Here is a 25,528-nt window from a genome sequence, read left to right as displayed (position 1 = left end):
AGGCCGCCCACGCGGACCGAGACGGATTCCTCGGTGCCGATTTCCTGTGACTGCGGCGATTGCGCCTGAGCAGGTGTAGACGTGGTGGTGGTAGCAGGGACAACGGTCGTCATCGGCAGGGCCAGCGCCAGTGCCGTGAGGAGTTGCAGGGTTTTCCTCATGCCCTTTGATACTTCCGACGTCACCTGACCGTGTCAGCCCGCCGAACGTCGGTAATGGAGGAATCCATGCAAGTTGTCCATTTCGGTCATGCCTGTGTGCTGCTCGACACCGGCAGCACCCGCATCCTGATCGACCCCGGCACCTTCTCGTCCGGGTTCGAGGACCTGGTGGACCTGGACGCGATCATGATCACGCACCAGCACGCCGACCACGTCGACGCCGAGAAGCTGCCCGCGCTGCTCAGGTCGAACCCGCGGGCGTTGCTGGTCGTGGACGAGGGCACCGCGCCGAGCGTCGAGCACCCGACCGTCGCACGGCCGGGTGATGTGCTGAAGGTCGGCGACACGACCGTCAAGGCCGTCGGCGGTCAGCACGCGGTCATCCACCAGGACATCCCGGTCGTCCCGAACACCGGCTACGTCGTCGGCGACGGTGCGTTCTACCACCCCGGCGACGCCCTGTTCGTGCCCGACGAGGACGTCGACGTGCTCGGCCTCCCCTCCGGCGCGCCCTGGATGCGCACCGGTGAGGCCGTCGACTTCATGCGCGCCGTGAAGCCGCGCGTGGCCGTGCCGATCCACGAGGCGGTGCTGGCCATGCCGCAGATGGCCTACCACCACTTCGAGAACCTCAAGCCGGTCGGAACCGAGGTCAGACCACTGCAGCGGGGCGAGGAGACGGAAGTCTGACGTAGGTGGTCGGCACGGCGTCGTGGGCGAGGGCCACGTCCACGGCGTCGAGCACGGCCTGCCGCGCCCCCGCACGGTGCAGGTCGCGCGCGTCCACGGTGATCCGCGTGAGCCCACCGCGCCGCGCGGACCTGGCCGCCGCGTAGACCAGCGCCAGCGACCGCAGCTCACCGAAGTTGCTGCGCTCGGTCAGCGCGTGCAGCCGCCCGAGCGTCGCGAGCCCGGTGCCGACGTCCCGCACGGCGTGGGCGTCGGCGCAGAGCTTGAACTTGTGCTTGGCCAGCGCGATCAACGTCCCCGGCGACGCCACACAACGCCGTGGCGCGAACGTGTCGACGTTCAACCCGATGGCGTCCATCTGCACACGGGCGCCCGTCAGCAGAAGCCCCGCCTCGTACGCGGGGAGCCTGCGTTGACCGAGGCCGTGCAGCACGACGGCGTCGCCGAGCGCGGCGCGCTGCCGCACCCAGTCCTGCGCCGTGGCGAGCTCGCGGGGGACCACGAGCAGCGACAACGGCACCCGCCGCGACTGGAGGGCCGCGGCCAGATCAGCGCACCGGTCGAGGGTCTGCGGACCGATGCCGGACAGTGAGACCACGAGCTGTGAGTGCACCCGACGAGTGCGCCATGCCGTGGTGACGTCCGCGTGAAACCGGAGCTAACTCACGCGAGCCAGTCGGCGAAGGACCGGCCGGTCAGCAGCTCGTAGGCCTCGACGTAGCGCTTGCGGGTGGCCTCGACGACCTCGTCGGGCAGCGGGGGCGGCGGGGTGTCCGAGCGCCGGTCCCAGCCGGACGCGTCCGAGGTCAGCCAGTCGCGCACGTACTGCTTGTCGAACGACGGCTGCACCCGGCCCGGCGCGTAGCCCTCGGCCGGCCAGTAGCGCGACGAGTCCGGCGTGAAGACCTCGTCAGCGAGGATCAGCTCGCCCTGCTTGTCCAGCCCGAACTCGAACTTGGTGTCGGCGAGGATCAGGCCGCGCGTCTTGGCGTACGCGCGCGCTTCGCTGTACAGCTCGATGGTGCGGTCACGCAGCTTCGTGGCCAGCTCGACACCGTGCTTGGCGGCGATGACGTCGAACGACACGTTCTCGTCGTGCTGCCCGATCTCCGCCTTGGACGCCGGCGTGAAGATCGGCGGGTCCAGCTCGTCGGCCTCGACCAGGCCCTCCGGCAGCTCGATCCCGCACACCGCGCCGGTCTGCCGGTAGTCGGCCATGCCGGAGCCGGTGAGGTACCCGCGCGCCACGCACTCGACGTCGACCATGGCCAGCTTGCGCACCAGCAACGCCCGTCCGCGCACCTCGGCGGGAATCCGCGGGTCGTCGGCGGCGACCAGGTGGTTCGGGCCGAGCCGCTCGAACCAGAACACGCTCATCGCGGTGAGCACGCGGCCCTTGTCCGGGATCGCGGTGCTCAGGACGTGGTCGTAGGCCGAGATCCGGTCGGACGCGACGAACAGCAGCAGCTCGTCGTCGACGTCGTACAGGTCGCGGACCTTGCCCCTGGCGACGTGCTGGTAGTCAGCGAGCGTTGGCACGCCGGTCAGCCTAGCCGGGCGGGTCGGCCGGCTTCCGGCCACCGCACCACTACAGATCGGGCGTCCGGCCATTTAAGGTGCACCCCGTGCTCACCCGAAAGGCCCTGTTGATCCCGGCAACCGCCAGTGCGGGACTGCTCGTCGTGCTCGCCGTCGCGGGGTGGGGCGGCGACTCCGGTCCGCAGTCGTCCGCACCGGCCCCCGGTCTGGGCGCGAGCACGACCCAGCAGGTCAGCCTCGTGCCGACGCCCGAGCTCGCCGAGATCACGGTCAAGACCACGACCAGGACGACCACCACCACGACAATCACGACCACCACGCGCAGGCCGGCGCCGCCGCCCGTGCAGCCGCCGCCACCCGCGCCGGTGGTCACCACGACGGAGCCGCCGCAGCGGGGTCTCCTCGTGAACGAAGGCGCGCGCTGTGCTCCCGAGGGTGCCGGCGGTGTCGACCTGCGCGGGCAGGCGCTCGTGTGCCGCAAGGACGACCGGCGGGCCGACCGCCTCCGCTGGCAGCAGGCCTAGGCCGGGGAAGCTGGAGGGGCCGGAGGGGCCCACTCCAGGACGTCGACCTCGTCGCCGACGGCGAGCGATCCCGCCCGGACCACGGCCGCCTTCATCCCGAAGGTCACGCCGCCGTCCGGGTCGCGCCGGTAGGAGGCGAGCGTGCGGATCGGCTCCGGGCCCGCGCGCAGACCGGTGTCCTGGTCGACCAGCGGCACCGAGCAGCGCACGCAGTCCTTGGCGTAGCCCAGCTCCACGTCGCCGATGACCGCGCGCCGCACCCGGTCCTCGGTGTGCGGCTCCGGCCAGCCGGAGATCACCACGTTGGGGCGGAAGCGGTCCATCGGCACCGGTTCGCCGCCGCGGTCCAGGACGCGTTCGTTCAGGCCGTCCAAAGAGGACAGCGACAGCACCAGCAGCGGGTGCGCGTCCGCGTAGCCCACCAGGCCCTCGGTCTGCCCGCCCGACTCCCTGCGCACGTCCTGCGGCATCCGCACCAGCCGGACCGCCTGACCGAGCACGTCGGAGAAGTACGCGGCGGCGTCGTCGCCCTGGTCGACGCCGAAGCCGTCCCACTTGTGCACCACGACCGGGATGCGCGGCCCGTCGGCGACCACCGGGAACGACTCGCCGCCGACTCGCAGCGCCGAGTCCACGAGGGACGGTCGCAGTGCGGCGAGCGCGGGCGTGTTCCGCTGCGACAGGAACACGCCGTCCTCGGCCGACACCAGCATCATCATCCGGTCGTCGCGCAGCCCGGTGAGGTCCACGGCGGACGACGTGACGGCGACGCCGCCGCACCCCTTGACCGGGTAGGCGAACAGCCCGGACACGATCACAGGATCGGCTCCGGCTCGTACGCCGGGTACTTCTCGACGACCGCGGCCACCTGCTCGACGACCGCGGCGACCTGCGCCGACGCCACGCCGGTGAACGACAGCCGGTCCGCGAGCAGCGCGTCCAGGGCCGCGCGGTCGAGCGGCAGGCGCTCGTCGGCGGCGAGGCGGTCCAGCAGGTCGTTCTGCGCCAGGCCCTCCTCGCGCATCGCGAGCGCCACGGCGACGGCGTTCTCCTTGATGGCCTCGTGCGCGGTCTCCCGGCCGACACCCGCGCGCACGGCCGCCATCAGCACCTTCGTCGTGCCGAGGAACGGCAGGTAGCGGTCCAGCTCACGGGCGACGACGGCCGGGTACGCGCCGAACTCGTCCAGCACGGTCAGGAACGTCTCCAGCAGCCCGTCGAACGCGAAGAACGCGTCGGGCAGCGCCACCCGGCGCACGACCGAGCAGGACACGTCGCCCTCGTTCCACTGGTCGCCCGCGAGCTCGCCGACCATCGACAGGTAGCCGCGCAGGATCACCGCGAAGCCGTTCACGCGTTCGCACGACCGGGTGTTCATCTTGTGCGGCATGGCGCTGGACCCGACCTGGCCGGGCTTGAAGCCCTCGGTCACCAGCTCGTGGCCCGCCATCAGCCGGATGGTCTTCGCGAGCGACGACGGCGCCGCCGCGAGCTGCACCAGCGTCGACACCACGTCGAAGTCCAGGGAGCGCGGGTACACCTGGCCGACCGAGGTCAGCACGCGCTCGAAGCCGAGGTGGCCCGCGATCGTGCGTTCCAGCTCGGCCAGCTTCTCACCGGAGCCGAGCAGGTCGAGCATGTCCTGCGCGGTGCCGACCGGGCCCTTGATGCCGCGCAACGGGTACCGCGAGATCAGCTCGTCGAGCCGGGAGAACGCCACCAGCAGCTCGTCGGCGGCCGTGGCGAACCGCTTGCCCAGCGTCGTGGCCTGCGCGGCGACGTTGTGCGAACGGCCGGCCATCACCAGGTCGGTGTGCTCGGCGGCCAGGCGCGCCAGCCGGCCCAGCACCGCCGCGGTCTTGCCGCGGACGAGCTCCAGCGACCGCAGCACCTGCAGCTGCTCGACGTTCTCGGTGAGGTCGCGCGAGGTCATGCCCTTGTGCACGTGCTCGTGACCGGCGAGGGCGTTGAACTCCTCGATGCGCGCCTTCACGTCGTGCCGCGTCACCCGCTCGCGGGCCGCGATCGACTCCAGGTCGACCTGCTCCAGCACGCGTTCGTAGTCGGCCACCGCGCCGTCCGGCACGTCGATGCCGGCGGCCGCCTGCGCGCGCAGGACCGCGAGCCACAGCTGGCGCTCCAGCACGATCTTGTGCTCGGCCGACCAGAGCGTCGCGAGCGACGTGGAGGCGTAGCGACCTGCGAGGACGTTGGCGATGCGCGGCTTGGTCACGCCGCCAGGTTAGTGCACGTCGGACTCACTCCCAGCGGATGCGGCCGTCGGTGAGCATCGTTGTGAGCACGTCCACAGACACCGGCAGCTGCGCCCGCAGACCGCTGCCCGTCGCCGGGTTCGTGGTGAACGCCGACAGCTTCACGGTGTAACCGCTCTCGAAGACGCGGGTGGACACGGCCCTGACGACCGTCGAGGTCCCGTCGAGGTACTCGGCCTCGATGATCTTCGACCCGTCGTCGACGGGCATCTCCTTGCACGTGACCGCGCCGATGCACTCCAGCCGCGAGCTCTTCGGGGTGCTCGTGGTCGTGAGCAGCAACGCGGTCGGCCCGATGTCGTCGGTCAGGTACACGTAACCGCTCAGGGACGGGTCCGGCGCGGAGCCGGGCGAGGGCGGCTTCGTCGTCGAGGTGCCCTGGACCACCTGCATGCCCGGCTGGACGTAGGCGGAGACGTCGCGCAGCTCCCGGCGCACGGTCTGCAGCTTCGCCGCGAGGGCGTCGCCGATGCGCACGCTGCGGGCGTTCGGCGACTCGGTCGACGTGGGCGCGCTGCTCTCGGTGCGCCGCGCCGCGATCTGGTCGTCGTCACCGGTCTTGGGCAGCAGCCCCGGCAGTGCGAAGGCGGACACGACGATCAGGGCGGTGGCCACTCCCACGCTGACCAGTGCTCGCCTGCGACTTTTTTTCTGCTCGGCCCGCCTCATCAGGGCGTCCGGGTCGAAGTCGAGGGGCGGCTCGTCCCAGACGGCCAGCAGCATCCCCTCGCGGATCTCCTGCTCACTCACGACGCGACCCTCCCCGAACTGCTGTCGAGCTTCTCCACGATGGTGCGCAGCGTCGCGAGGCCACGCGCCGTCTGGCTCTTGACCGTTCCCTCCGAGCACCCCATGGCCACCGCCACCTCGGCGACCGAGAGGTCCTCGAAATAACGCAGCACGAGCACCGCCCGTTGCCGTGGCGGGACCTGGAGCAACGCAGTGTGCACCAGCTCACGCGCCCACAGCTTCGCGCTGGTGTGGTCGGGGTCGACCCGCTCGTCGGCGGCGTCGGGCAGCTCCCCGTCGCGCTGCTCGGCCCTGCGCCACGGCCTGCGCTTCTCGTCCAGCCAGGTGCGCAGCAGCACCTTGCGGGCGTAGGCGATCAGGTTGTCCAGGCCCTTGATGCGCTTCCAGGCCAGGTACATCTTCATGAGGCTGGACTGCATGAGGTCCTCTGCGGTGTGCCAGTCCCCGCAGAACAGGTACGCGGTGCGGCGCAAGCTCGCGGCATTGGCTGCCGCGAACTCGCGGAAGCCCTGTTCATCGGCCTTGCGCATGCGATCCCCTCTCGCGTCCTCATCCAGGGGAACGCACCGGGGTAACGCGGGGTTGCATCACTCGTGACGCGAAAGGGCCTTTCGGAGCATTCTCGCCGCGACACCGCGCGGGTCGGACTTCAGCTCGATGAACGCGTTCACCATCGTGCCGTCCACGAGCGCGATCAGCTCCTCGACCCGGTCGGCGGGCAGTGCGCGGCCGGAGCGGGCGAAGATCGCGGAGATCAGGTCCTGCAGCTCGGAGCCCATGACCCGCATCAACGGCCGCAGGTAGGGGCGGCGGCCGGTCGCGACGAGGCGTTCGTAGCGCAGCAGCATCGTCTCGGTGTCGGTGACGTCCGGGCCGACCAGCAGGTCGAGGACCAGCTGGATCAACGCGTCGTCGTCGACGGTCCCGTGCGGCAGCGCGGCCAGCTTCTCCCTGCTGCTCGCGAGCTCGGCGCGGCCGTGCAGCTCGACCGCCGCGGTCACGAGCTCGTCGAGCGAGTCGAAGTAGTACGTGGTGGACGCGAGCGGCAGACCTGCGCGTTCGGCGACCGCGCGGTGCCGGACCGCGTCGAACCCGCCCTCCACGAGCAGTTCGGCCGCGGCCTCCACGAGCGCCTGCCTGCGGCGCTCCCCCTTGGGAGTTGCTGCGGTCATAGTCGGGCCAGAGTACTGGGCGAGCGGGCGCGGCCTGGTCAGAACCGGGACGCGAGTGCGTCCGCGACCCGCGTTGCCTGCCCCTTCAGCTCGCCGTCGCCCTGCGTGAAGACGTAGAGGTCCTGGCCCTTGCCGGTCTTGACCACCGCGGTGTCGGCGCGGTCGGGTGCCGTGAACTCGCTCGGGGTGACGATGGCCGTGATCGTCAGCCCGTCGACCTTGAACGCGGCCGAGCGCGACGACGGCGCGCAGCTGACGGTCGGCGGGACGGCGTCAGCGGGTGGGACCGAAAGCTCTCCGGCGAGGGCGACGGCGAGCTCCCGGTCCACCTCCGCGCAGCCCTGCACCGCGCGTTCGCCGACACTGGGGTCGGCGCTTCCCGGCGTGGCCGTGTCCCCCTGCGTGGACACGTCACCAGGGAAGTTCTTCGTCTGCATGTTCGGCGGGTCGACCGGAGCGGACAGCGGCGATTGTGCCGAGTTGTCCCCCGCCTGGCCAGCACTGGCGACGGACTCGGCGCCTTTGTCCTGGTTCACCCAGTTCGTCCCGGCCAGGACGCCGCCGAAGCCGAGCACCACGACCAGCGCGGTGCCGCCGGCGATCGCGCTGCGCCTGCGCTGGGTGGCCCTGCGCGACGCGGTGCGGACGTCCGACACGTCGAAGGCCGCCGGTGGTGCGTCGTGCGCGGCGTCGCGGAACAGGTCCGCGAGCTTGTTCTCGTCCACCTACAGCCTCCTTCCGCTGGTCGCCGTCATGACGCCGGTCGCAGGTCGTCGATCGCGCTGCCGAGCGCTTCCCGCAGTGCGGTCAGCCCGCGGGCGGTCTGACTCTTCACAGTTCCTTCCGAGCACTTCAGCACCTCGGCGGTGGCCGTCACGTCGAGCCCTTCGAGGAACCGCAGCACGAGCACCGCCCGTTGCCGCGGCGGAACCCTGCGCAGGCCCTTCATCAGCGCCTCGCGCGTCGCGACCGTGTCGCCGACCTCGTGGTCGAGGGCCGGCGTCTCCGGCAGCTCGTCGGTGAACTTCTCGCGCCGCCACGGACGCCGTGACTCGTCGATCACCGCGCGCACGACGCTGCGCCGGACGTAGGCGTCGAGGGCCTGCTTGTCCCGGATCTTCCGCCACCTCCTGTGCAGTGCCACGAACGCGGTCTGGGCGAAGTCGTCAGCGCGGTGCCAGTCGCCGCACAGCAGGTATGCCGTTCGGCGCACGGCCTCACGGCGAGCCACGAAGTACTCCGCGAACTCCTGCTCGTCGCGCTGATCCACGCGGACTGCTCTCCGCTCGTTCCTCGAGTTGCACTGACCGGACGGAATCCGGGGGCCCCACGGTTGCACGAACCCGCGGGGAGAGCCACATCACCCCCTCGGTCGTGAGCCGGATGTGATGTGATCGGGGTCGTGACCCCCATTGACCTGCGCTCGGACACCGTCACCCGCCCGGACGAGGAGATGCGCCGCGCGATGGCCGCGGCCGAGGTCGGCGACGACGTGCTCGACCACGACCCGACGATGGCCGCACTGGAGGAGCGCGTCGCCGGGCTGCTCGGCGTCGAGGCCGCGCTGTGGGTGCCGTCGGGCTCGATGGGCAACCTGATCGCGTTGTTCCTGCACCTGGACCGCGGTGACCGGTTCCTGGCCCCGCTCGGCGCGCACGTGCTGGACGCGGAGCTGGGCACGGCGGCGTGGCTGGCCGGCGGCATGCCGCACGCGTTGCACTCGATGACCCCGGAGGCCGTGGTCGCGGCGGGCGGCGGCGAGTCGCCGTACTACGGGCTGCGGTCGACCCTGCTGTGCCTGGAGAACACCCACAACGCCGCCGGTGGCGCGCTGACCCCGGTCGCCGGTCATGCCGCCCTGGTGGCGGCGGCGCGGTCGGTCGGGCTGGCCGTGCACCTGGACGGGGCGCGGCTGTGGAACGCGTCGGTGGCGCTCGGGGTGCCGTTGACGGCGCTGACCGCCGGGGTGGACACGGTGCAGGTGTGCCTGTCGAAGGGGCTGGGCGCGCCGGTCGGGTCGGTCGTGGCCGGGTCGGCGTCGTTCGTCGTCGAGGCGCGGCGGGTGCGGAAGATGCTCGGCGGCGGGGTCCGGCAGGGCGGTGTGCTGGCCGCGGCCGGGCTGGTGGCGCTGGACCGGATCGCCCGGCTGGCCGACGACCACGCGAACGCCGCTGCGCTGGCCTCCGGGCTGCGGTCGATCGGCTGGGAGGTCGCGGAACCCGCGACGAACATCGTGCTGGCGGCGGTGCTGGATCTGGACAAGACGCTGCTGTCGTTGCGGGAGGCCGGCGTGCTCGCGAGCCCCATGTCGGGCAAGGTGCGGTTCGTGACGCACGGCGACGTGACCGCAGCGGACATCACCGAGGTGCTCCGCCGGGTTCGGGAAGGTGCCTGAGATGCGCTGGGTCGTGTTCGACTTCGGTGAGGTCATCAGCCAGCGCAACCCCGGGATTCCCGGCATGGCCGCGCGGCTCGGGGTGTCCGTGGAGGCGTTCGAGGCCGTGTACTGGGACCGCGACGCCTACGACCGCGGCGGCTCCGACGCGGACTACTGGGGCCGGATCGGGTCGCGGCTGGGCGTGCCGGTGGACGTGGAGGAGCTGACGGCCCTCGACAACGCGGGCTGGCTGGCCGACCCGGTGCCGGACACCGTCGCCCTGATCGCGGACCTGGCCGCCGCGGGCGTGCCGCTCGCGTTGCTGTCGAACGCGCCGGTGACGTTCGCGCGCCTCGCGGAGGAGGAACCGTGGACCGAGCACTTCCGGCACCTGGTCTTCTCCGGCGACCTCGGGTGCGCCAAGCCGGACGCGGTGATCTGGCAGCGGCTGAAGGACGTCGTGGGCAGCTCGGACCTGGTGTTCTACGACGACCGCCAGGTCAACGTCGACGGCGCCCTGGCCGCGGGCATCGACGCGCGGCTGTGGACGTCAGCCGCCGCTGCGCGCGTTGAGCTCCGCGCGGAGCTCGGCGATCTCGGCGCGTAGGTTCCTGAGCTCCCGCACCGTCTCCAGCTCCGCCTCCTCGACGCCGCGCAGCTTCTCGACCAGCCAGCTGGCGATCGTCCCGGTGATGACACCGAGCAACGCGATGCCGCCGACCATGAGCAGCCCGGCGACGAGCCGCCCCTCGGTCGTGACCGGGTAGCGGTCGCCGTACCCGACCGTCGACATCGTGGTGAGCGTCCACCACAACGCGTCACCGAACGTCGTGATGCTCGCGTTCTCGGCGTGCCTTTCCGCGTCGAGCACGGCAAGGCTCGCGCAAAAAGCGACGATGGCCGTGACCCCCGCGACGTAAATGCTGACGCGCCGGCGGATCTTGTGCTGGAACTTCTTGTTCAACAGCGTGATGACGGTGATCAACCGCAGCACGCGCAACTGCCTGATCATCGGCAGCAACACCGCGGCGAGGTCGAACAGGTGCGTTTTCAGGAACCGCGGTTTGTCGACGGCGAGCGTGAACCTGACCGCGAACTCGACCGCGAACACCGCCCAGATCAGCCACAACACGACCTCGACCGGAACGTGCAGGAACACGTGGTCGTCGAGCACCTGGAACGCGTAAACGACGAGGAACAGCACGGCGAGCGCCGTCAACGGCCACTCCGCCTTGCGCTCCCACCGTTCCAGGCGGGCCTCGCTGGACTGCAACACCGCTCCATGGTGAATGTTGCGGCGGCATTGTTCCAGGGGCTAGCGCCGCGATTTCACCGCGCCATAAGCCACCGTGCCCACGAGGAGTAGCACTCCGATCACGGCGAGCCAGAAAAGGCCCTTCACGACGGCGCCGACGACGGCGAGGACGACCCAGATCGCGACGAGCCAGCCGATGATCGCCCACATGTGGTGTCTCCCCTGTTCTTCTGGTTGCTCTACAGCCAGGCCTTCAACCGCCTCAACGCTTCCTCGACGTCGTTCGTTGAACCCGCGAACGACATCCGCACGAAGTGGTGCCCGTCGACCGGGTCGAAGTCGATGCCCGGCACGATCGCGACCCCCGTGTCGTCCAGCAGCCTGCGGCAGAACCCCATCGAGTCGTCGGTCAGGTGCCGCACGTCCGCGTACACGTAGAACGCTCCGTCGGCCGGCGCGAGCTCCCCGATCCCGAGGCTGGTGAGCCCGTCGACCAGCAGGTCCCGGTTGACCCGGTACCGCTCCAGGTGCCCCGCGGTCTCCGCGTACGAATCCGGGTGAAACGCCTCAATCGCCGCAAACTGTGACAAAGCGGGCGGACACAGCGTGAAGTTGCCGGTCAGGCAGTCCACCGCCCGCCTGAGCCGCTCCGGCAGCAACATCCACCCCAGCCGCCACCCGGTCATCGCGAAGGCCTTCGAGAACGAGTTCACGACCACCGCGTCCCGCGACGTCTCCCACGCACACGCCAACGGCTCCCCGTAGCTGATCCCGTGGTAGATCTCGTCACTGATCAACTGCACACCGTTGTCCGCACACCACCGCGCGATCGGCGCGATGTCGGCCACCGTCCCGGTGGGATTCGCGGGGCTGGCGACGATGACCCCCTTGAGCGCCGCAACAGCGTGCTCCGCGGCAAGCATCTCCACCGTCGGCTGGAACCGCGTCGCCGGCCCGCACGCCAACTCCACCACCGAACACCCCAACGCCCTCAGGATGTTCCGGTAAGCCGGGTACCCCGGCCGCGCCAACGCCACCCGGTCCCCGACGTCGAACGCCGCCAGGAACGCCAACGTGAACGCCCCCGACGACCCGGTCGTCACCACCACGTCCTCAGCCCCGACCGCCAGGTCGTACTGCCGCCGGTAGTGCCCGGCGATGGCGGCCCGCAACTCCAGCACGCCCAACTGCTCGGTGTACCCCAGCGCCTGCTCGCCCAGCACACGCACCGCGGCATCCCGCACCGGCCGCGGCGCCGGACTCGACGGCTGCCCGGCGGCCAGCGACACCACGTCCCCGTGGGTGCGCTGCCGTTGCGCGGCGGCGGACAGCACGTCCATGACGTGGAACGGCGGGACGTCAGCGCGAGCAGCCACGGTCAGCATGGCGCCAGGCTAACTCGCCTGCGGGCCGGTGGGGCCTGAGACCTCGGGCGCACACCCACACATCTGCACACACGCACATCCACCACCGGGTCCAAACGCCACCACCTGCGCTAGCCAGGCCTCACCGGCTGCCCCCTCCGATGATCCCCATCAACCTCGCCGCGAGCCGCACCCGACCGACCATTTCCCCGTTCACCTCCCGGCCGCCCTCCCCGCGTTTCCCCTTTGCGGGCGAGCGAGCGGACGAATCAGGACAAAGCCCACTCGATCGGGTGAGCACGAACGAAACCCGGCGCATTTCCGTCATGCAAACACAGACGGAGATGCGCCGGGTTCCGGACAAAGCTCACTCGGTCGAGTGACGAATCAGTAGCCCTGGTACCCGCCGCCCTGGGACATCGCCTTCAGACCGGGGTGGCCTTCGAAGCCGCCGTAGCGCGAGAACGTGTAGCGGACGCCGGCGATGATGTTGTCGACCGGGTTCCAGATGTCGTCGTGGCCGGGCAGCTTGTGGGCGTTGAACGTCGAGTCGATGCACTGCATGAGGCCCTTGGACGGGGTGCCCTTCTGCGCGTTCGAGTCCCAGAGGTTGATGGCGTGCGGGTTGCCGCTGGACTCCTTCTCGATGATCTTCCAGATCTCGTCGATGTTGTCCTCGGTGACGGGGATGCCGTTGGCCTGCAGGATCTTGATGGCCTCGCGGATCCACTCCTCGACGTTGCCGGGCGGCGGGCTGCCCGACGGCGGACCACCGCTGGGACCCATGCCACCAACACCGCCGCCGCCACCGCCTCCGGAAGCACCACCGCCACCTCCACCGGAAGCACCGGAAGCACCACCCCCGCCACCGCCGCGGTCCTCGACGGGCGCCGGTTTCGCGTCCGAGCTGGACGTGGTCGTGCTGTCGTCCGGCGGCGGGGTCGCGGTCCACTCCACGGGCTTGCCGGGCGCGGGCGTGAAGGTCTGGGTGTTCGGGTCCTCGACGGCCGAGAACTTCGGTGCCAGCGCGCCGGGGCGGCCCTTGAGGGTGCCGGCGGCTGAGCTCAAGGAGCTTTCTGCTTGTGCGACAACGGGTTGTGCGTCGGCGACGGCTTCGGCGCAGTAGCTGCGGATGATGCTGTCGACGTCTTCCTGCGGCTGGCCGTGCAGTTGCCGGCGGACCTGGCGGGCGCGGCTCAGCAGGTTCTCGCAGATGCGGCTCATGGCGCTCTTCGCCGTCTCCAACGCGTTCGCGGCCGCCTCCAGGTCGGCCGCGGCGCCGTTGAGCACGTCCGTCATCGCGGTGCCGCACCTGGTGACGTTGCCCATGTAGGCCACGAAACCGTCGGCCGACGTGCCCTCCCAGGCGCCGTCGAGCTGGGAGACGGACCGCTGCAGCACGTTCGACTGGTCGCCGCACTTGCCGGCCGCCTGCTTCCAGCGGGTGGCGATGTCGCGCACGGCCTGCGGTTGGGCGTTCTCGACCTTGTCGGCGAGCTCGGCCAGCGGTGCGCCGCCGGGCAGGCCCGCGACCTCGTCCATCGCGCTCACGTCACACCGCCCTGAAGGAGTTCCGGTTGGCGTCCTCGACGGCGGCCACGTTGGACTGGATCGCGTCGAGTGCGCTCTCCACCTTGCGCAGCACCTTCTCCGCCGCCGCGAACTCCTGCGCGCCCGCCTGGTCCATTGCACTGACCGCGCTGGAGATCGCCGCGGAGGCGCCGAACTTTCCGAAGATGTCCGAATTGCCGTGTTGGTTGGAAAAGCCGTCACCGATCGCGCCGAATTGTCCGGCCTGACTGCTCACGGTTGTCCGGCACTGTTCCATGGCTTCGCTGTTGAACTTCGCCACAGCCATGCGCACGTACCCCCTCGATGTCTACTCGGAGACCTTAGAACGAATTGAGTCGAGCAGGGCGTCGATTCGCCCTTTCAACGCCGGCCGGGTGATGTCCTCGTCCACGATCACGTCGAGCCGGCACCGGCGCCCGCCATGTGTGGCGATGGCACCGATCCAGGCGCGAACACCTTGCTCCGGCACGAGTTCGGCGAGTGCGGTCGCCATGTCGGCCACCTCGTCGACCACGACCTCGTCGCGGGTGAGCACGACCCTGACCCCGCCGGCGACGACCATGGCGCGCGTCGACGTGCTGCCGATGCCGAGGCGGAGGTCGAGGGCGAGCGCAGGGGTCGCGAGCTGGTGGAAGGCCTTGGCGAGCCACGGGTCCAGCTCGTCAGACTCCACAGTGGACTCTGGCGCGTGCAGCACGATCGGCATCGCGCCCAGGTCGAGGTGGTCCCACGCCGCGCGGAACGCGGACGGGGTGAGTGCTGCTCTCACGGCGGAACTCTCCCGGCATGTCGCGGGCGACGTCCCCTGGCCCCCCAGGCCCGCGTGCGTTACGACGCACGGGCGAGCGCGGGGGTTCCGTGGTCACACTTCCTGGAGGAGCTCCCAAACGGCGGCGGCGAGCCGGTGGTTGTCGACCGGCGTGATGGTGCACCACTTGCGGCCGTCGCTGCTGGGCTTGAGCTGCCGCAGGTAGCGGCCGTTGTGCGTGTCGTGGAACGAGACCACGCGTCCCGCGCGCTGTCCGTTGCGCTGCGCACCGAACTGCCCGCGGGTGGAGGTGCCGTCGAGCATGGCGGCGAGCTCCTGCGCGTCGCCGAGGCGCATGCCCTGGCGTTCCAACGTGGTGATCATGCGCTGGGCGTCCTGCCCGACGTCCTTGGCCGCGGCCACGAGGTCGTCGTACGGCAGGCTGATCGAACGCCCGTACCCGGCCGGCATCTCACCGGCCACGGACACGGCGGCCTCGGCCAGCGCCGTGCCGCGCGCCTCGATCAGCCACATCTCGTCGCGGTCCTGCACGGCGAGGATGGCCTCGTCGCCCACGGCAGCGGCGAGCCCGCTGATCTGCCGGTCGGCCCAGACCCACAGGTCGATCGACATCGGCGCGTTCGCGAGCAACGCGAACCCGTCGGCGAGCTCGGGCACGACCCGGCCGTTGCCGGCCAGGCCGCGCGCTTCGAGCGACTCCCAGGCCCGTTTCACCACCTCGGCCTTCTCGGTGTGGGTGATGGAGGGAATCCGCGTGTCGAGCGCGACGTGGGCGGCCGGGAGGCGTTGCGCCTCCCAGACCACGGCGAACTCCACTGTGGACAGAACCACGGAACCTGGTGAGCTCAAGGGATCTACTTGTCCTTCGGTTCTTCGCCGATCACCGACTGCACCACCATGCGCTCGTCGCCGAACACGTCGTCGGAGTCGACGCCGTACTTGCGCACGTGCTCGCTGTCCTCGTCGCCCTCGCCCTTGGCCGCACCGGCCGCGGGGGACATGAGCGAGCCGGACCCCTTGCCGGCGACGGCGCCACCCTTCCCGGCGGCCGCACCGGGCCGGTTCGCGTCGGGACCGACACCCGTGGAGCCACCCGGCGTCATGCTGCCCGGCACACCCTTGCCGGCCGCACCCGTGCCACTCGCGCCGGCACCCGCGCCGCCGGGACCGCCGCCCGCGCCGGGACCACCCTTGCCACCGCCGCCGATGGTGCTCGGAGCACCCTTCGGTCCGGTCGAGGCGATCGGCGTCTTGGGCGCCTGGCTGGGCCCGCGCCCACCGCCGACGACCTGCGGCCCGCGCGCGTTGCCCGCGGCACCCGCCAGGCCGGCCGCCGCTGCGGTGGCGGCGGTGGCCGCGACCGGGAGCGGGGAGCCGAAGGGCTTGGGGAGGCCGGGGCCTGCGGCGATCGTGCCCGGCGTGGAGGTGCCGGGGAGGATGCCGGTGGTGCTGCCGGGGATGTTCGGGGTGGGGCCGACGGGGACGCCGGGGGAGCCCGGTGAGCCGGGGGTGCCGGTGAAGCCGGGACCGCCCGTGACCCCGGGCGGGGTGGAGTGGGGCATGCCGACCGCGTGGCCGACGGAGGTGGAGGACGGGGCGCTGCTCACCACGATCTCCGGTGCCTGAGGCGGCGGCCGGAAGTCGTTCAGGGAGCCCTGGCTGCCGCCGACGTACCCGTTCAGCGCGTCGATGGCCTGCTGGCGCGCCTTGTTGGTCGCTGCCACCTCGGCGGCGTGGTCGGTTTCATAGCCGACGAGACCGCCGAGCTTGTCGCCGAGGTTCCGCTCGGTGTCACCGTGCAGCTTCTCCTCCTCCGGCGACCGGTAGCGGGCCTGGCTCGTGCTCTCCTGCTGCCGCGCCATCGCGTCGGAGTTCTGCGTCGTCGCCTCACCTGCCTCGGCGACGACCTTGGTGGAAGCCTGGGTCTTGTCCTGGGCGTGCTGGCCGGCCGCGCCGTCCCAGTTGATGCCGAGCTCCTTGAGCTGCAGCTGCAGCTCGTCGTCGACCGACTTCAGCGTGCCGGCCAGGTCGCGAAGCGCATCGGAGGCCGTCGAGAACTTCCGGCCGAGATCACCGTTGTTGAGGCGGTTGACCTCTGCGGCCAGCTCACCGTTCGACCAGCCGTCGAAGTTCCAGTCGGTCAGATCGTGATATCCAGACATTGCCTCCCCCTCACTTCAGCGTCTTGAGCGTGTCCAGCGCGAGGCCGGCGGCCTTCTTCGCCTTGTCACACAGCTGCTGCTGGGTCTCCTTGACAGCGCTGTCCGGCTTGTAGTCCACGATGAGCTGCTGGCCCTCGGCCACGTCCACGGCGACCGCGCAGTCCACGGCGTCGACACCGACGAGCTTGATCTCAGCAGCGCCGTACCCGGCGACGTCGATCACGTCGGCGGTCACGTTCCCACCTTCGGTCAGCCAGTAGTCGACGCCCTTGTTGGTGGCGAGGACGGCGAGGTACGAGTAGGTGAGGTTGTTGCTGAAGAAGCAGGCGGGCATGGGCGTGCTGTCGACCATCTTCGACTGCTGGGAGGAGCCCTCCGCGATCTTGACCTGCTTCATCTGATCAGCGGTCAGGAGCTTGCAGGGCTCGACGCCGGTCACCTTGAGGTCAGCGGGGCGTGCGGGGAGCTTCTTCGTCGCCTGCGAAGTCGCCGTCGTCGTGGGCGGCTCCGGGTTGGGCTTGCCCGCTTCCCCGGTGCCGGTGCACGCCGAGGCCGTCACCAGCAGCAGGGCCGCGACGACTGGTCCGATGTACTTCTTGCTCACGCCTTCGGTCCGAACGTCGCGGTGATGTCTTCCTCGCTGATGTTGTACTGCGTGGCCGCGTCTCGCAGCTGGTCCGACAGAGCTTTCAGGCTCTTCACATATGCTTCGACCCGTCCCGCATAGGTGTCGGAGCCTCCGACCAGCCGGCTGTTCCACGCCTTGGCGATGTCGGCGCCCACTCGCCCGCCGGTGCCCGCGTCGGCGGGGATCTTGAGATCGCTCTGCACGAGCCCGAGCTTGGTCTCGAGCACCTTGGCCTGGTCGTGGATGAGCGCGCCGGCCTTCAGGACGTTCTTCTCGTTGACCTTGAAGTGCTGTGTCGCGGGACCTGCGGACATCTTGTCCAACGCGGCAGAGGCGACCTGGAAGGCGCCCACCGCGGCCCCGATAGCGCCACCCATTGCCGCAGCGGCACCGAGAACGGCATCCGCCCCCGCGTTCTCCTGTGTCACGACGTCCTACCCCCGTACGGTTGGTGACGGTTCGGTCTCGCTTCGCAGGCTACCAACGCCCGCGTAAGACGCACCTGTAGTTCGACGAAGACCACCCCCAGTTGGTTCCACGTCACTCAGCGTTCGTTTGCGCTGGCAGAACGTGCCAAGAACCGGAGCGACCGAACCGGGCACAGGAAGTCGGGTGCGCCGGCGGGGGAGCCCATAGCGTTGGTCGCGTGCTGGAACGACTCAACCAGGCCATGGCCCACATCGAGGACAGTCTCGACCGCGAGGTGGACGTGAAGCAGCTCGCGCGGATCGCGGGCAGTTCGGAGTACCACTTCCGGCGGATGTTCTCGGCGCTCGCCGGGATTCCGCTGAGCGAGTACATCAGGCGCAGGCGGCTCACCAGGGCGGCGAGTGAGGTCCTCAGTGGACAGAGCTCGTTGCTGGACGTGGCCGTCAGGTGGGGTTACGGGTCCAACGAGGCTTTTGCGCGGGCGTTCAGGGCCATGCACGGGGTTGGGCCGCAGGAGGCGCGCAGCACCAGGAAGCCGTTGCAGTCGCAGCAGGTGCTGACGTTCAAGTTGATCGTGGAGGGGAGTGCGAGCATGGAGTACCGGGTCGTCGAGAGGGACGGGTTCCGGGTGGTCGGGCGGGGGACGCGGGTGCCGTTGGTGCACCTGGGGATGAACCCGGCGATCGTGGAGTTCGTCAAGGGCATCGGGATGCCGGTGCTGGAGCGGATGAAGGAGCTCAGCGACAGCGAACCGCGTGGGCTCGTGGCGTTGACCAGCAACCAGGAGGGCAACGAGGAGGGTGACCACCTCGACTACTTCCACGGTGTGGTGACGACCGCGGAGGCGCCGGAGGACATGGAGACCGTCACGGTGCCGAAGGGCACGTGGGCGGTGTTCACGACCGAGGGGCCGTACCCGGAGAGCATCCAGTACATGTGGCGGGACGTCTACACGCAGTGGTTCCCGTCGAACAGCTACGAGAGCGCTGAGGGGCCGACGATGCTGCGGACCGAGATCCACGGGGACACGGCGAAGGCCGAGCTGTGGGTTCCGGTCACCAGCTGAGGCAGAGGCGTTCGATGACGTCCCGCAGTTCCAGGACGGCGAGCCACTGGTCGGGCACCACCTCGGCGCCGTCGCGGGCGCCGAGGAGGTTGCCGCAGATGGAACCGGTCGAGTCGCTGTCGCCGGAGTGGTTCACGGCCAGGCGCACGGCCGTGGCGAAGTCGGGGGCCACGAGGGCCGCGTGCAGGCCGATGGCGAGGGCCTCCTCGCCGACCCAGCCGCCGCCGAGCTCGGACTCGACCTGCTCCGGTGTCAGGGGGCCGAGGCTGACCACCTTGTCCAGCAACGTGGTCTGCTCTTCGTGGCCGTCCCAGCGGACCAGTTCCGCGCGGGCCACGGCCACGGCCGACAGGAGGTCGGCGCCGTCCAGCAGGGAACGCACGACCGCCGCCAGCACGCCCGCGGACAGGTAGCCGCTCGGGTGGTGGTGGGTCATCCGCGCCGTCCCCACCGCCAGGGTGAACACCTCGCGCACGTCCGGGGACCACACGGCGACGGGGGCGGCGCGCATGACGCCGCCGCAGCCCTTCGAGTCGTTCTTCTCGCCGTGCTTCAACGCGGTGATGCACGTGTGACCGGGTGCGCGGCGTGAGTGCAGGCGCCGGTCGGACATCAGCCAGCCGTCGTCGGCCACCGGCGGGCCGCCCTGGGTGTGCAGCCACCGGCCGTAGGCGGCGCGCACCGTCAGCAGCGGGTCCACGCCGTGCTGGCGGGCCAGCAGCAGGCCCTCCAGCGTGAACAGCACCATCTGGGTGTCGTCGGTGATCTCCAGCGACGGCAGGTCGACGACGCCGTCCGGGCCGTGCCGGCGGCGGATCACGTCGATCGAGGAGAACTCGATCGGCGCACCGAGACCGTCACCGACGGCGCCTCCCAGGACGCACCCGAGCAGGCTCACGGCACCGTGATCTGGTCGTCGACGGCCTTCAGCGCGATGTCGGTGCGGTGGTGCGAGCCGGTCAGGTGGATGTCGGCCACCCTCTTGTAAGCGCGCTCACGGGCCTTCGCCAACGACTTGCCGGTGCCCACGACGGACAGCACGCGGCCGCCTGCGGACACCACGGCGCCGTCCTCGCGGCGGCGGGTGCCCGCGTGCAGCACGCCGTCGGCGTCGGAGCCGGTGATCACGTCACCGGTGCGCGGGCGGCCGGGGTAGCCCTCCGCGGCGACCACGACGGTCACGGCGTAGCCGTTCTCCCACTCCAACGGCTCCAGGGACCCCAGGGTGCCGGTGGCCGCGGCCAGGAACAGCGCGGAGATCGGCGACTTCAGCAGCGCCAGCACCGACTGGGTCTCCGGGTCGCCGAAGCGGCAGTTGAACTCGATCACCTGCACGCCGTTCGACGTCAGCGCCAGGCCCGCGTACAGCAGGCCGACGAACGGCGTCTCCCGCGCGCGCAGCTCGTCGACCACCGGCTGCACGCACCGGGCGACGATCTCGTCGACCAGGCCCTCCGGGGCCCACGGCAGCGGCGCGTAGGCGCCCATGCCGCCGGTGTTGGGGCCGGCGTCGCCGTCGCCGACGCGCTTGAAGTCCTGCGCCGGGATCAGCGGCACCACCGAGACGCCGTCGGTGACGCAGAACAGCGACACCTCCGGACCGTCCAGGAAGGACTCCAGCAGCACCGGGTGGCCGCCGTCGAGCAACGTCATCGCGTGCGCGCGGGCCGCGGCCAGGTCGGACGTGACGACCACGCCCTTGCCGGCCGCGAGACCGTCGTCCTTCACGACCCACGTCGGCCCGAAGCGCCCGAGGGCGGCGTCGAGGCGAGCCGGGTTGTCCACGACCTCGCTGTGGGCCGTCGGCACGCCCGCGGCGTTCATGACGTCCTTGGCGAACGCCTTCGAGCCTTCGATGCAGGCCGCCGCCTTCGAGGGCCCGAAGCACGGGATGCCGAGCTCGCGGACCGCGTCGGCGGCCCCGGCGACCAGCGGTTGTTCGGGGCCGATGACGACGAGGTCGGCCTTCCACTCACGGGCGAGGCCGGCGACCGCCGAGGCATCTGCGACGTCCACGCCGTAGATCTCGGCGTGTCCCGCGATGCCTGCGTTGCCCGGCGCGCACGCCAGGGCAGTCAGCTGCGGGTCGCGCGACAACGCGAGGACAAGGGCATGCTCACGGGCTCCAGACCCGATGACCAGGACGCGCACGGTGCCTGAGCGTAGTTCAGCCGAGGGCCTGCTTCGCTCCAGGGTGCAGCGGGACGGGGTCGGACGCCGACGCCTTGGCCCTGTCGATGTCCTTCACGGCCGGGTGCACCTTCTCCAGGTCGGCCTTCTTGTCGAAGATCAGCTTGGTCACGGCGCACGCGTTGTTCGCGGCGAAGTCGTCCCGGACGAGGAGCAGGTTCGGCACCACGATCGTGGACACCTCGGCCACGCCGTAGGTCGCGGCGGGGATCTTGGCCGTGTCGTACACCGGGCTGATCTTCTTCATCTCCGGCAGCAGCGGGGTGATGTCGATGAACTTCACCCGGTCCTTCATGGAGGTGGTGATGTCGGTGATCTGCGGCGTCGGCAGGCCGCCGGACCAGATCAGGCCGTCGATGCTGCCGTCCTTCATCCCGTCCGCGGTCTTGGTGAGGTCGAGGCGCTGGGCGGAGACGTCGGAGTCGATGTTGAGCCCCGCGGACTTCAGCAGCCGGCCCGCGATCACCTCGGTGCCCGACTTGGGCGAGCCGGTGGAGATCCGCTTGCCCTTCATGTCCGCGATCGAGTTGATCCCGGAGTCGGCCCTGACGAGCACCTGCGTGTAGTTCGGGTAGATCCGGGCCAGCGCGGAGACCTTCTGCTTGGTCGTGAACGCGCCGGTGCCGTTGACGGCGTCCGCGGCGGTGTCGGCGAGCGAGAACGCGATGTCGTACGTGCCGCCGACGAGCTGCTGGACGTTCTGCACGGACGCACCGGTCTCGGCCGCTGACGCCTTGAGCTTCGAGTTGTCGCTGATCAGCTTCGCGAGACCGCCGCCGACGACGAAGTAGACGCCGCCGGAGTTGCCGGTCGCGATCGTGATCCGCCCGTCCGACGCCTCGCACGACGCCTGCGAGCCGCTGCCCGCGTCCGGTGTCGTGGGCGTGCGCTTGCCGCCGCACCCGGAAACCACGAGCGCCAGTGCGATCGCGCCGATCGCGTACCTACGCAGCATCAGGAACCCTCCTACGAGTGACCAGGTGGACCGCCACGGCCACCACGAGGAACCCGGCCCCGATGGCGATCGTCAGCGGTTGCAGGTAGAGCAGGAACAACGCGGCCGGCACGCACAGCAGGCGCTCCGGCCAGCGCGCAGGGCCGAACAGCCAGCCGCCCGTCAGCACGGCGAGGGCGGCGACCCCCAGCGCGGACGCGGCGAACGTCCACACCGAGTCCAGCAACGAGCCGCGCAGCAGCAGCCCGGCGCCCTCGTCGGTCAGCACGAACGCGAGCGGCACCAGGAACGCGGGCAGCGTGTACTTCCACGTCTGCCACATCGTCTTCATGACGTCACCGCCGGTCAGTGCGGCCGCGGCGACGGCGGCGAGCGCGGTCGGCGGCGTCACCTCCGACAGCACCGCGTAGTAGAAGATGAACATCGCGGTCTCGGCCGGTTCCACGCCCAGCGTGATCAGCGCCGGCCCGATGACGACCCACGAGATGATGAACGACGCCGTGACCGGCACCGCGAGCCCGAGCACGGACACGGCGACGGCCGCGAGCACCGCGGTGAGCATCAGCACGACCGCGGGTTCCGAGGTCAGCGCCGACGCCAGGTCCACCAGCGAGCCCGCAAGCGCTTGCCCCAGGCCGGTCTTGGTGATCGTCGAGGTGATCACACCCGCTGCCGCGCAGACCGCGATCACCGGGAACGCCGAGCGCACGCCGGCCGACAGCGAGTCGGCGACCATCCGCGGCCAGTCGCGCCGGTGGTTGACCAGCGCGAACAGCGCGGCCACGCCCGTCGCGTACACGACCGCCCTGTAGACGGGGATGTCCAGCGCCAGGAACACGATGATGATCCCGAGCGACAGGAAGTGGTACCAGCCGAGCTTCAGCACGTCGAGGAACCGCGGCGCGTCCACGTCGACCGGCCGCGCGCCGAACCGGCGGACGTCGGCCTCGACGGCCAGCGCGATGCCCAGGTAGTACAGCAGGGTCGGGATGATCGCCCAGATCAGCACCGACAGGTACGACACCTGGAGGTACTCGGCGATGATGAACGCCGCCGCCCCCAGCGTCGGCGGCGACAGGATCGCGCCGATGCCGGACGCCGCGAGCAGCCCGCCCGCGTTCTCCCTGGGGTACCCGGCCTTCTGCAGCATCGGCCACGTGACGGCGCCCAGCGACACCGTCGTCGCGGTGCCCGAACCGGACACCGTGCCGAGCAGGAACCCGGCGGTCGCGGCGGTGCGGCCCGGTGCCGTGCGGGACTTGCGGAACGCGGCGAAGCTGATGTCGACGAAGAACCTGCCCGCGCCGGACGCGTTCAGCACCGCGCCGTAGATCGTGAACAGCACGATGTAGGTCGCGGCGACGTCGAGCGGTGTGCCGTAGAACCCGCTGGCGTCGTTGAAGAAACCGTTGATGATCTGGGAGAAGTCGACACCGGAGTGCGCGATCGACCACGACGGCGGCAGGAACCCGCCGTAGTAGGCGTAGGCGATGAACGCCAGGCACACCACGGGGAGCACCCAGCCGGTCGTGCGCCGGCAGGCCTCCAGGACCAGCACGAGCAGCACGGCGCCCGCGGCGACGTCGAGCGCGGTGAGCTGCCCCTGCCGGTCGAGGAACGCGTCGAAGCCCCCGAACAGCGGGTAGGCGCCGACGACGAACGCCAGGGCCGCCAGCACCCAGTCCCACCACGGCGGCTGGTGCCCGCGGCCGTAGGACAGGAACACCAGCGGCAGCGTCACCGCGAGGAAGATGATCAGGTAGTACTGGCTTCCCTTGGCGAACGGGAAGAACACCTGCTTGAGCACCAGCAGTGCGATCAGCAGGCCGGCGATCCACAGCGCCCGCTCCCACCGGGGTGAGAGCGAGCGCGACGGCATCTCCTCGTCGTGCTCCGCGACGATGCGGGCGAGGTCGGGGTTGGCCACGGACCGACCGTACTGTGGGGCCGATCACAGCCCCAGGGGATCAATCCAAAGGAACTGCAAAGAGTCACCGCGACCGTCCACACGGCACGCGCAGGACAGCGCTCCCGCCATTGCGCAGAATGAGCGCATGGTCGGGCCTGAAGTCTTGCTGCTGCTGCTCGGGGCGTTGGTCGTCACGTCCATCGCCCGTCGGCTCAACTGGTCGGCACCGCTGGTGCTGGTCGCCGTCGGGCTCGTGGTGTCGTTCATACCCGGCGTGCCGGAGTTCGAGATCGACCCGCACCTGATCCTGCTGGTCGTGCTGCCGCCGCTGCTCTACAGCGCCGCGCTGGACAGCTCCTACCTCAACATCCGCGCGAACCTGCGGCCGATCGGCCTGCTCGCGATCGGCCTGGTGCTGTTCACGACGCTCGTGGTGGGGCTGACGGCGAAGCTGGTGTTCCCCGACCTGCCGTTCGCCGCCGCGCTGGTCCTCGGTGCCGTCGTGGCACCGCCGGACGCCGTGGCCGCGGTCGCCATCGGGCGCAAGCTGGGCCTCCAGCGCCGCGCGATGACGTTGCTGGTCGGCGAGAGCCTGATCAACGACGCCACGGCGCTGACCGCGTTCAAGGTGGCGGTGGCCGCCGCGGCCGGCGCCGCCATGCACCCGGTCGAGGGCGTCGGGTTGTTCTTGCTGGTCACGGCGGGCGGCATCGCGGTCGGCCTGGCCGTGGGCGTGGTGGTCAGGTTCCTGCGCAAGCGGCTCTGCGAGGGTGTGCTGGAGAGCGCGCTGGGCCTGCTGGTGCCGTTCGGCGCCTACCTGCTCGCGGAGGAGGTCGCGCACGTCTCCGGTGTGCTCGCGGTCGTCGTGGCCGGCCTGTACGTCGGTCACCACTCGCCGCGCGGCACCTACACCACCCGGTTGCAGGACGCGGCGGTGTGGCGGGCCCTGGACGTGCTGCTGGAGTCGTTCGTCTTCGCGCTGATCGGCCTGCAGCTGTCCTCGATCATCGGTGCCGCCGACCTCAACGCGAGCCTGCTGCTCGGTGCCGCTGCGGTGCTGCTGGCGACGGTGCTGGCCCGGTTCGCCTGGATGTACCCGGCCGCGTGGATCCCGTACCGGCTGTCGAAGAAGCTGCGGGAACGGGAACGGCCGCCGCACACCGGTCAGCTCACGGTGATCTCGTGGGCCGGCATGCGCGGTGTGGTCACGCTCGCCGCGGCGGCCGCGATCCCGCCGGACGTGCCTGGCCGCGACATCATCGTGTTCTGCGCGTTCGTCGTGACGGTCGCCACGCTGCTGCTGCAGGGCACGACGCTGCCGTGGCTGATCGGCAAGATCGGCTTCGAGGGCGACGACGCGCGGCAGGACGCGCTGGCGGAGGCCCAGGTGCAGCACCGGGCGGCGCGGGCCGCGGTCGACCGGCTGGACCAGGAGGTCGACGAGGTGCCCGACCACGTGCGCGACCAGCTGCGGTCGCTCGCCGAGCACCGGGGCAACGCCGCGTGGGAACGCCTGGGGCGCCAGGACGAGGAGAGCCCGGCCGCGGCGTACCGGCGGTTGCGCCGGGTGATGCTGAAGGCCGAGCGCGACGAGTTCATCAAGGCCAGGGACTCCGGCGAGATCGACGACGAGGTGCTGTTCCGGGTGCTGCGCGAGCTCGACCTGGAGGAGGCGGCACTGTCCCGTGAGTAACCGTTCACCTGCTTTTCGTGTTGCGATGCTTGGGTGCGCTCTCAACACGA

At 70.6% G+C, this 25,528-nt stretch carries 29 protein-coding genes; 6 read left to right on the top strand and 23 right to left on the bottom strand.

Features of this window, described 5'->3' with window-relative positions; translation table 11 throughout:
- Nucleotides 1–227 precede the first annotated feature (227 nt).
- On the top strand, nt 228–851 hold the full coding sequence (locus ACZ7CH_RS02260; protein ID WP_470372993.1) for an MBL fold metallo-hydrolase: 624 nt from the start codon (nt 228–230) through the stop codon (nt 849–851).
- Here the strand turns inward: ACZ7CH_RS02260 and ACZ7CH_RS02255 are convergent.
- Nucleotides 814–1,449, bottom strand: a complete 636-nt coding sequence (locus ACZ7CH_RS02255) for a DUF2334 domain-containing protein (protein WP_470372992.1) — start codon at nt 1,447–1,449, stop codon at nt 814–816. The two genes, ACZ7CH_RS02260 and ACZ7CH_RS02255, sit on opposite strands and share 38 nt — an antisense overlap.
- Nucleotides 1,450–1,514: 65 nt before the next feature.
- On the bottom strand, nt 1,515–2,390 hold the full coding sequence (locus ACZ7CH_RS02250) for a phosphoribosylaminoimidazolesuccinocarboxamide synthase (protein ID WP_470372991.1): 876 nt from the start codon (nt 2,388–2,390) through the stop codon (nt 1,515–1,517).
- An 86-nt stretch (nt 2,391–2,476) separates the two neighbouring features.
- On the opposite strand from ACZ7CH_RS02250, the gene ACZ7CH_RS02245 reads away from it, so the two are divergent.
- The gene (locus tag ACZ7CH_RS02245) at nt 2,477–2,914 is read left to right on the top strand and encodes a hypothetical protein (protein WP_470372990.1); all 438 of its coding nucleotides are present in this window, start codon (nt 2,477–2,479) and stop codon (nt 2,912–2,914) included.
- On the opposite strand, the gene ACZ7CH_RS02240 is transcribed toward ACZ7CH_RS02245, so the two are convergent.
- From ACZ7CH_RS02240 to ACZ7CH_RS02210, 7 genes are read right to left on the bottom strand one after another with little or no spacing between them, the layout of a single operon-like run.
- Nucleotides 2,911–3,726, bottom strand: coding sequence for an MOSC domain-containing protein (locus tag ACZ7CH_RS02240; protein ID WP_360394337.1), 816 nt, complete (start codon nt 3,724–3,726; stop codon nt 2,911–2,913). The genes ACZ7CH_RS02245 and ACZ7CH_RS02240 overlap by 4 nt on opposite strands.
- A 2-nt stretch (nt 3,727–3,728) precedes the next feature.
- A complete protein-coding gene (gene purB / locus ACZ7CH_RS02235; protein WP_360394335.1) occupies nt 3,729–5,147 on the bottom strand; it encodes an adenylosuccinate lyase in 1,419 nt (472 codons plus the stop codon).
- Nucleotides 5,148–5,172: 25 nt separating this feature from the next.
- Entirely contained in the window at nt 5,173–5,937 is a 765-nt protein-coding gene (locus ACZ7CH_RS02230) for a hypothetical protein (RefSeq protein WP_360394332.1), read from the bottom strand.
- Nucleotides 5,934–6,467, bottom strand: coding sequence for an RNA polymerase sigma factor (locus ACZ7CH_RS02225; RefSeq protein WP_360394330.1), 534 nt, complete (start codon nt 6,465–6,467; stop codon nt 5,934–5,936). The genes ACZ7CH_RS02230 and ACZ7CH_RS02225 overlap by 4 nt, the downstream gene beginning before the upstream one ends.
- Nucleotides 6,468–6,524: 57 nt before the next feature.
- Nucleotides 6,525–7,109, bottom strand: coding sequence for a TetR/AcrR family transcriptional regulator (locus ACZ7CH_RS02220; RefSeq protein ID WP_360394327.1), 585 nt, complete (start codon nt 7,107–7,109; stop codon nt 6,525–6,527).
- Between the two features lie 38 nt (nt 7,110–7,147).
- Nucleotides 7,148–7,834, bottom strand: coding sequence for a hypothetical protein (locus ACZ7CH_RS02215; RefSeq protein ID WP_470372989.1), 687 nt, complete (start codon nt 7,832–7,834; stop codon nt 7,148–7,150).
- A gap of 26 nt (nt 7,835–7,860) precedes the next feature.
- Nucleotides 7,861–8,379, bottom strand: coding sequence for a SigE family RNA polymerase sigma factor (locus ACZ7CH_RS02210; RefSeq protein ID WP_458429971.1), 519 nt, complete (start codon nt 8,377–8,379; stop codon nt 7,861–7,863).
- A gap of 183 nt (nt 8,380–8,562) precedes the next feature.
- Between ACZ7CH_RS02210 and ACZ7CH_RS02205 the strand changes: the two genes are divergently transcribed.
- Nucleotides 8,563–9,504: a GntG family PLP-dependent aldolase gene (locus ACZ7CH_RS02205; protein ID WP_470373182.1), complete on the top strand. Its 942-nt coding sequence runs from the start codon at nt 8,563–8,565 to the stop codon at nt 9,502–9,504.
- Between the two features lies 1 nt (nt 9,505).
- Complete coding sequence (locus tag ACZ7CH_RS02200; RefSeq protein WP_360394319.1) at nt 9,506–10,093, top strand: HAD family hydrolase; 588 nt, start codon at nt 9,506–9,508, stop codon at nt 10,091–10,093.
- Here the strand turns inward: ACZ7CH_RS02200 and ACZ7CH_RS02195 are convergent.
- The 10 genes from ACZ7CH_RS02195 to ACZ7CH_RS02150 form a co-directional block, all read right to left on the bottom strand.
- Nucleotides 10,037–10,762 carry a potassium channel family protein gene (locus ACZ7CH_RS02195; RefSeq protein WP_458429968.1) on the bottom strand — a complete coding sequence of 242 codons (726 nt, stop codon included), beginning with the start codon at nt 10,760–10,762 and terminating at the stop codon, nt 10,037–10,039. The genes ACZ7CH_RS02200 and ACZ7CH_RS02195 overlap by 57 nt on opposite strands.
- A 39-nt stretch (nt 10,763–10,801) precedes the next feature.
- Nucleotides 10,802–10,951, bottom strand: a complete 150-nt coding sequence (locus tag ACZ7CH_RS02190) for a hypothetical protein (protein WP_360394313.1) — start codon at nt 10,949–10,951, stop codon at nt 10,802–10,804.
- Nucleotides 10,952–10,980: 29 nt separating this feature from the next.
- Complete coding sequence (locus ACZ7CH_RS02185; RefSeq protein WP_470372988.1) at nt 10,981–12,126, bottom strand: pyridoxal phosphate-dependent aminotransferase; 1,146 nt, start codon at nt 12,124–12,126, stop codon at nt 10,981–10,983.
- 366 nt (nt 12,127–12,492) lie between these two features.
- Entirely contained in the window at nt 12,493–13,656 is a 1,164-nt protein-coding gene (locus ACZ7CH_RS02180) for a transglycosylase SLT domain-containing protein (protein WP_470372987.1), read from the bottom strand.
- A gap of 1 nt (nt 13,657) precedes the next feature.
- Nucleotides 13,658–13,963 carry a hypothetical protein gene (locus ACZ7CH_RS02175; protein ID WP_470372986.1) on the bottom strand — a complete coding sequence of 102 codons (306 nt, stop codon included), beginning with the start codon at nt 13,961–13,963 and terminating at the stop codon, nt 13,658–13,660.
- Nucleotides 13,964–13,984: 21 nt separating this feature from the next.
- Entirely contained in the window at nt 13,985–14,446 is a 462-nt protein-coding gene (locus ACZ7CH_RS02170; RefSeq protein WP_470372985.1) for an ESX secretion-associated protein EspG, read from the bottom strand.
- A gap of 93 nt (nt 14,447–14,539) precedes the next feature.
- Nucleotides 14,540–15,277 (bottom strand): ESX secretion-associated protein EspG, encoded by a 738-nt coding sequence (locus ACZ7CH_RS02165; RefSeq protein WP_360394303.1) that lies wholly within the window; start codon nt 15,275–15,277, stop codon nt 14,540–14,542.
- A gap of 23 nt (nt 15,278–15,300) precedes the next feature.
- Nucleotides 15,301–16,608 (bottom strand): WXG100 family type VII secretion target, encoded by a 1,308-nt coding sequence (locus ACZ7CH_RS02160; RefSeq protein ID WP_360394301.1) that lies wholly within the window; start codon nt 16,606–16,608, stop codon nt 15,301–15,303.
- Between the two features lie 10 nt (nt 16,609–16,618).
- The gene (locus ACZ7CH_RS02155; RefSeq protein WP_360394300.1) at nt 16,619–17,212 is read right to left on the bottom strand and encodes a DUF3558 domain-containing protein; all 594 of its coding nucleotides are present in this window, start codon (nt 17,210–17,212) and stop codon (nt 16,619–16,621) included.
- Nucleotides 17,209–17,664 (bottom strand): hypothetical protein, encoded by a 456-nt coding sequence (locus tag ACZ7CH_RS02150; protein WP_360394298.1) that lies wholly within the window; start codon nt 17,662–17,664, stop codon nt 17,209–17,211. The genes ACZ7CH_RS02155 and ACZ7CH_RS02150 overlap by 4 nt, the downstream gene beginning before the upstream one ends.
- Nucleotides 17,665–17,882: 218 nt before the next feature.
- Between ACZ7CH_RS02150 and ACZ7CH_RS02145 the strand changes: the two genes are divergently transcribed.
- A complete protein-coding gene (locus ACZ7CH_RS02145) occupies nt 17,883–18,731 on the top strand; it encodes an AraC family transcriptional regulator (RefSeq protein ID WP_470369830.1) in 849 nt (282 codons plus the stop codon).
- Here ACZ7CH_RS02145 and ACZ7CH_RS02140 read toward each other — a convergent pair.
- The 4 genes from ACZ7CH_RS02140 to ACZ7CH_RS02125 are packed head-to-tail and all read right to left on the bottom strand — an operon-like array spanning nt 18,721 to nt 23,755.
- Entirely contained in the window at nt 18,721–19,629 is a 909-nt protein-coding gene (locus ACZ7CH_RS02140; protein WP_470372984.1) for an ADP-ribosylglycohydrolase family protein, read from the bottom strand. The genes ACZ7CH_RS02145 and ACZ7CH_RS02140 overlap by 11 nt on opposite strands.
- Nucleotides 19,626–20,882: a phosphoribosylamine--glycine ligase gene (gene purD / locus ACZ7CH_RS02135; protein ID WP_470369828.1), complete on the bottom strand. Its 1,257-nt coding sequence runs from the start codon at nt 20,880–20,882 to the stop codon at nt 19,626–19,628. Before purD ends, ACZ7CH_RS02140 begins: the two co-directional genes overlap by 4 nt.
- 16 nt (nt 20,883–20,898) lie before the next feature.
- Nucleotides 20,899–21,876 (bottom strand): TAXI family TRAP transporter solute-binding subunit, encoded by a 978-nt coding sequence (locus ACZ7CH_RS02130; RefSeq protein ID WP_458429957.1) that lies wholly within the window; start codon nt 21,874–21,876, stop codon nt 20,899–20,901.
- On the bottom strand, nt 21,866–23,755 hold the full coding sequence (locus ACZ7CH_RS02125) for a TRAP transporter permease (RefSeq protein ID WP_470373181.1): 1,890 nt from the start codon (nt 23,753–23,755) through the stop codon (nt 21,866–21,868). The genes ACZ7CH_RS02130 and ACZ7CH_RS02125 overlap by 11 nt, the downstream gene beginning before the upstream one ends.
- Before the next feature lie 175 nt (nt 23,756–23,930).
- Here ACZ7CH_RS02125 and ACZ7CH_RS02120 point away from each other — a divergent pair, with 175 nt between their 5' ends.
- Nucleotides 23,931–25,478: a Na+/H+ antiporter gene (locus ACZ7CH_RS02120; RefSeq protein ID WP_360394284.1), complete on the top strand. Its 1,548-nt coding sequence runs from the start codon at nt 23,931–23,933 to the stop codon at nt 25,476–25,478.
- The last annotated feature ends 50 nt before the right edge of the window (nt 25,479–25,528 follow it).

This window comes from Lentzea sp. NPDC037011, from assembly GCF_055607425.1.
Note: the sequence above shows the minus strand (reverse complement) of the source record. Positions and strands in the feature narration are given on the sequence as shown.

What these genes read in the sequence shown, in the direction of transcription:
- ACZ7CH_RS02260 (WP_470372993.1), top strand. Translation starts at nt 228, where the DNA reads ATGCAAGTTGTCCATTTCGGTCATGCCTGTGTGCTGCTCGACACCGGC.
- ACZ7CH_RS02225 (WP_360394330.1), bottom strand. Translation starts at nt 6,467, where the DNA reads ATGCGCAAGGCCGATGAACAGGGCTTCCGCGAGTTCGCGGCAGCCAAT.
- ACZ7CH_RS02220 (WP_360394327.1), bottom strand. Translation starts at nt 7,109, where the DNA reads ATGACCGCAGCAACTCCCAAGGGGGAGCGCCGCAGGCAGGCGCTCGTG.
- ACZ7CH_RS02205 (WP_470373182.1), top strand. Translation starts at nt 8,563, where the DNA reads ATGCGCCGCGCGATGGCCGCGGCCGAGGTCGGCGACGACGTGCTCGAC.
- ACZ7CH_RS02200 (WP_360394319.1), top strand. Translation starts at nt 9,506, where the DNA reads ATGCGCTGGGTCGTGTTCGACTTCGGTGAGGTCATCAGCCAGCGCAAC.
- ACZ7CH_RS02190 (WP_360394313.1), bottom strand. Translation starts at nt 10,951, where the DNA reads ATGTGGGCGATCATCGGCTGGCTCGTCGCGATCTGGGTCGTCCTCGCC.
- ACZ7CH_RS02185 (WP_470372988.1), bottom strand. Translation starts at nt 12,126, where the DNA reads ATGCTGACCGTGGCTGCTCGCGCTGACGTCCCGCCGTTCCACGTCATG.
- ACZ7CH_RS02175 (WP_470372986.1), bottom strand. Translation starts at nt 13,963, where the DNA reads ATGGCTGTGGCGAAGTTCAACAGCGAAGCCATGGAACAGTGCCGGACA.
- ACZ7CH_RS02160 (WP_360394301.1), bottom strand. Translation starts at nt 16,608, where the DNA reads ATGTCTGGATATCACGATCTGACCGACTGGAACTTCGACGGCTGGTCG.
- ACZ7CH_RS02130 (WP_458429957.1), bottom strand. Translation starts at nt 21,876, where the DNA reads ATGCTGCGTAGGTACGCGATCGGCGCGATCGCACTGGCGCTCGTGGTT.
- ACZ7CH_RS02125 (WP_470373181.1), bottom strand. Translation starts at nt 23,755, where the DNA reads ATGCCGTCGCGCTCGCTCTCACCCCGGTGGGAGCGGGCGCTGTGGATC.
- ACZ7CH_RS02120 (WP_360394284.1), top strand. Translation starts at nt 23,931, where the DNA reads ATGGTCGGGCCTGAAGTCTTGCTGCTGCTGCTCGGGGCGTTGGTCGTC.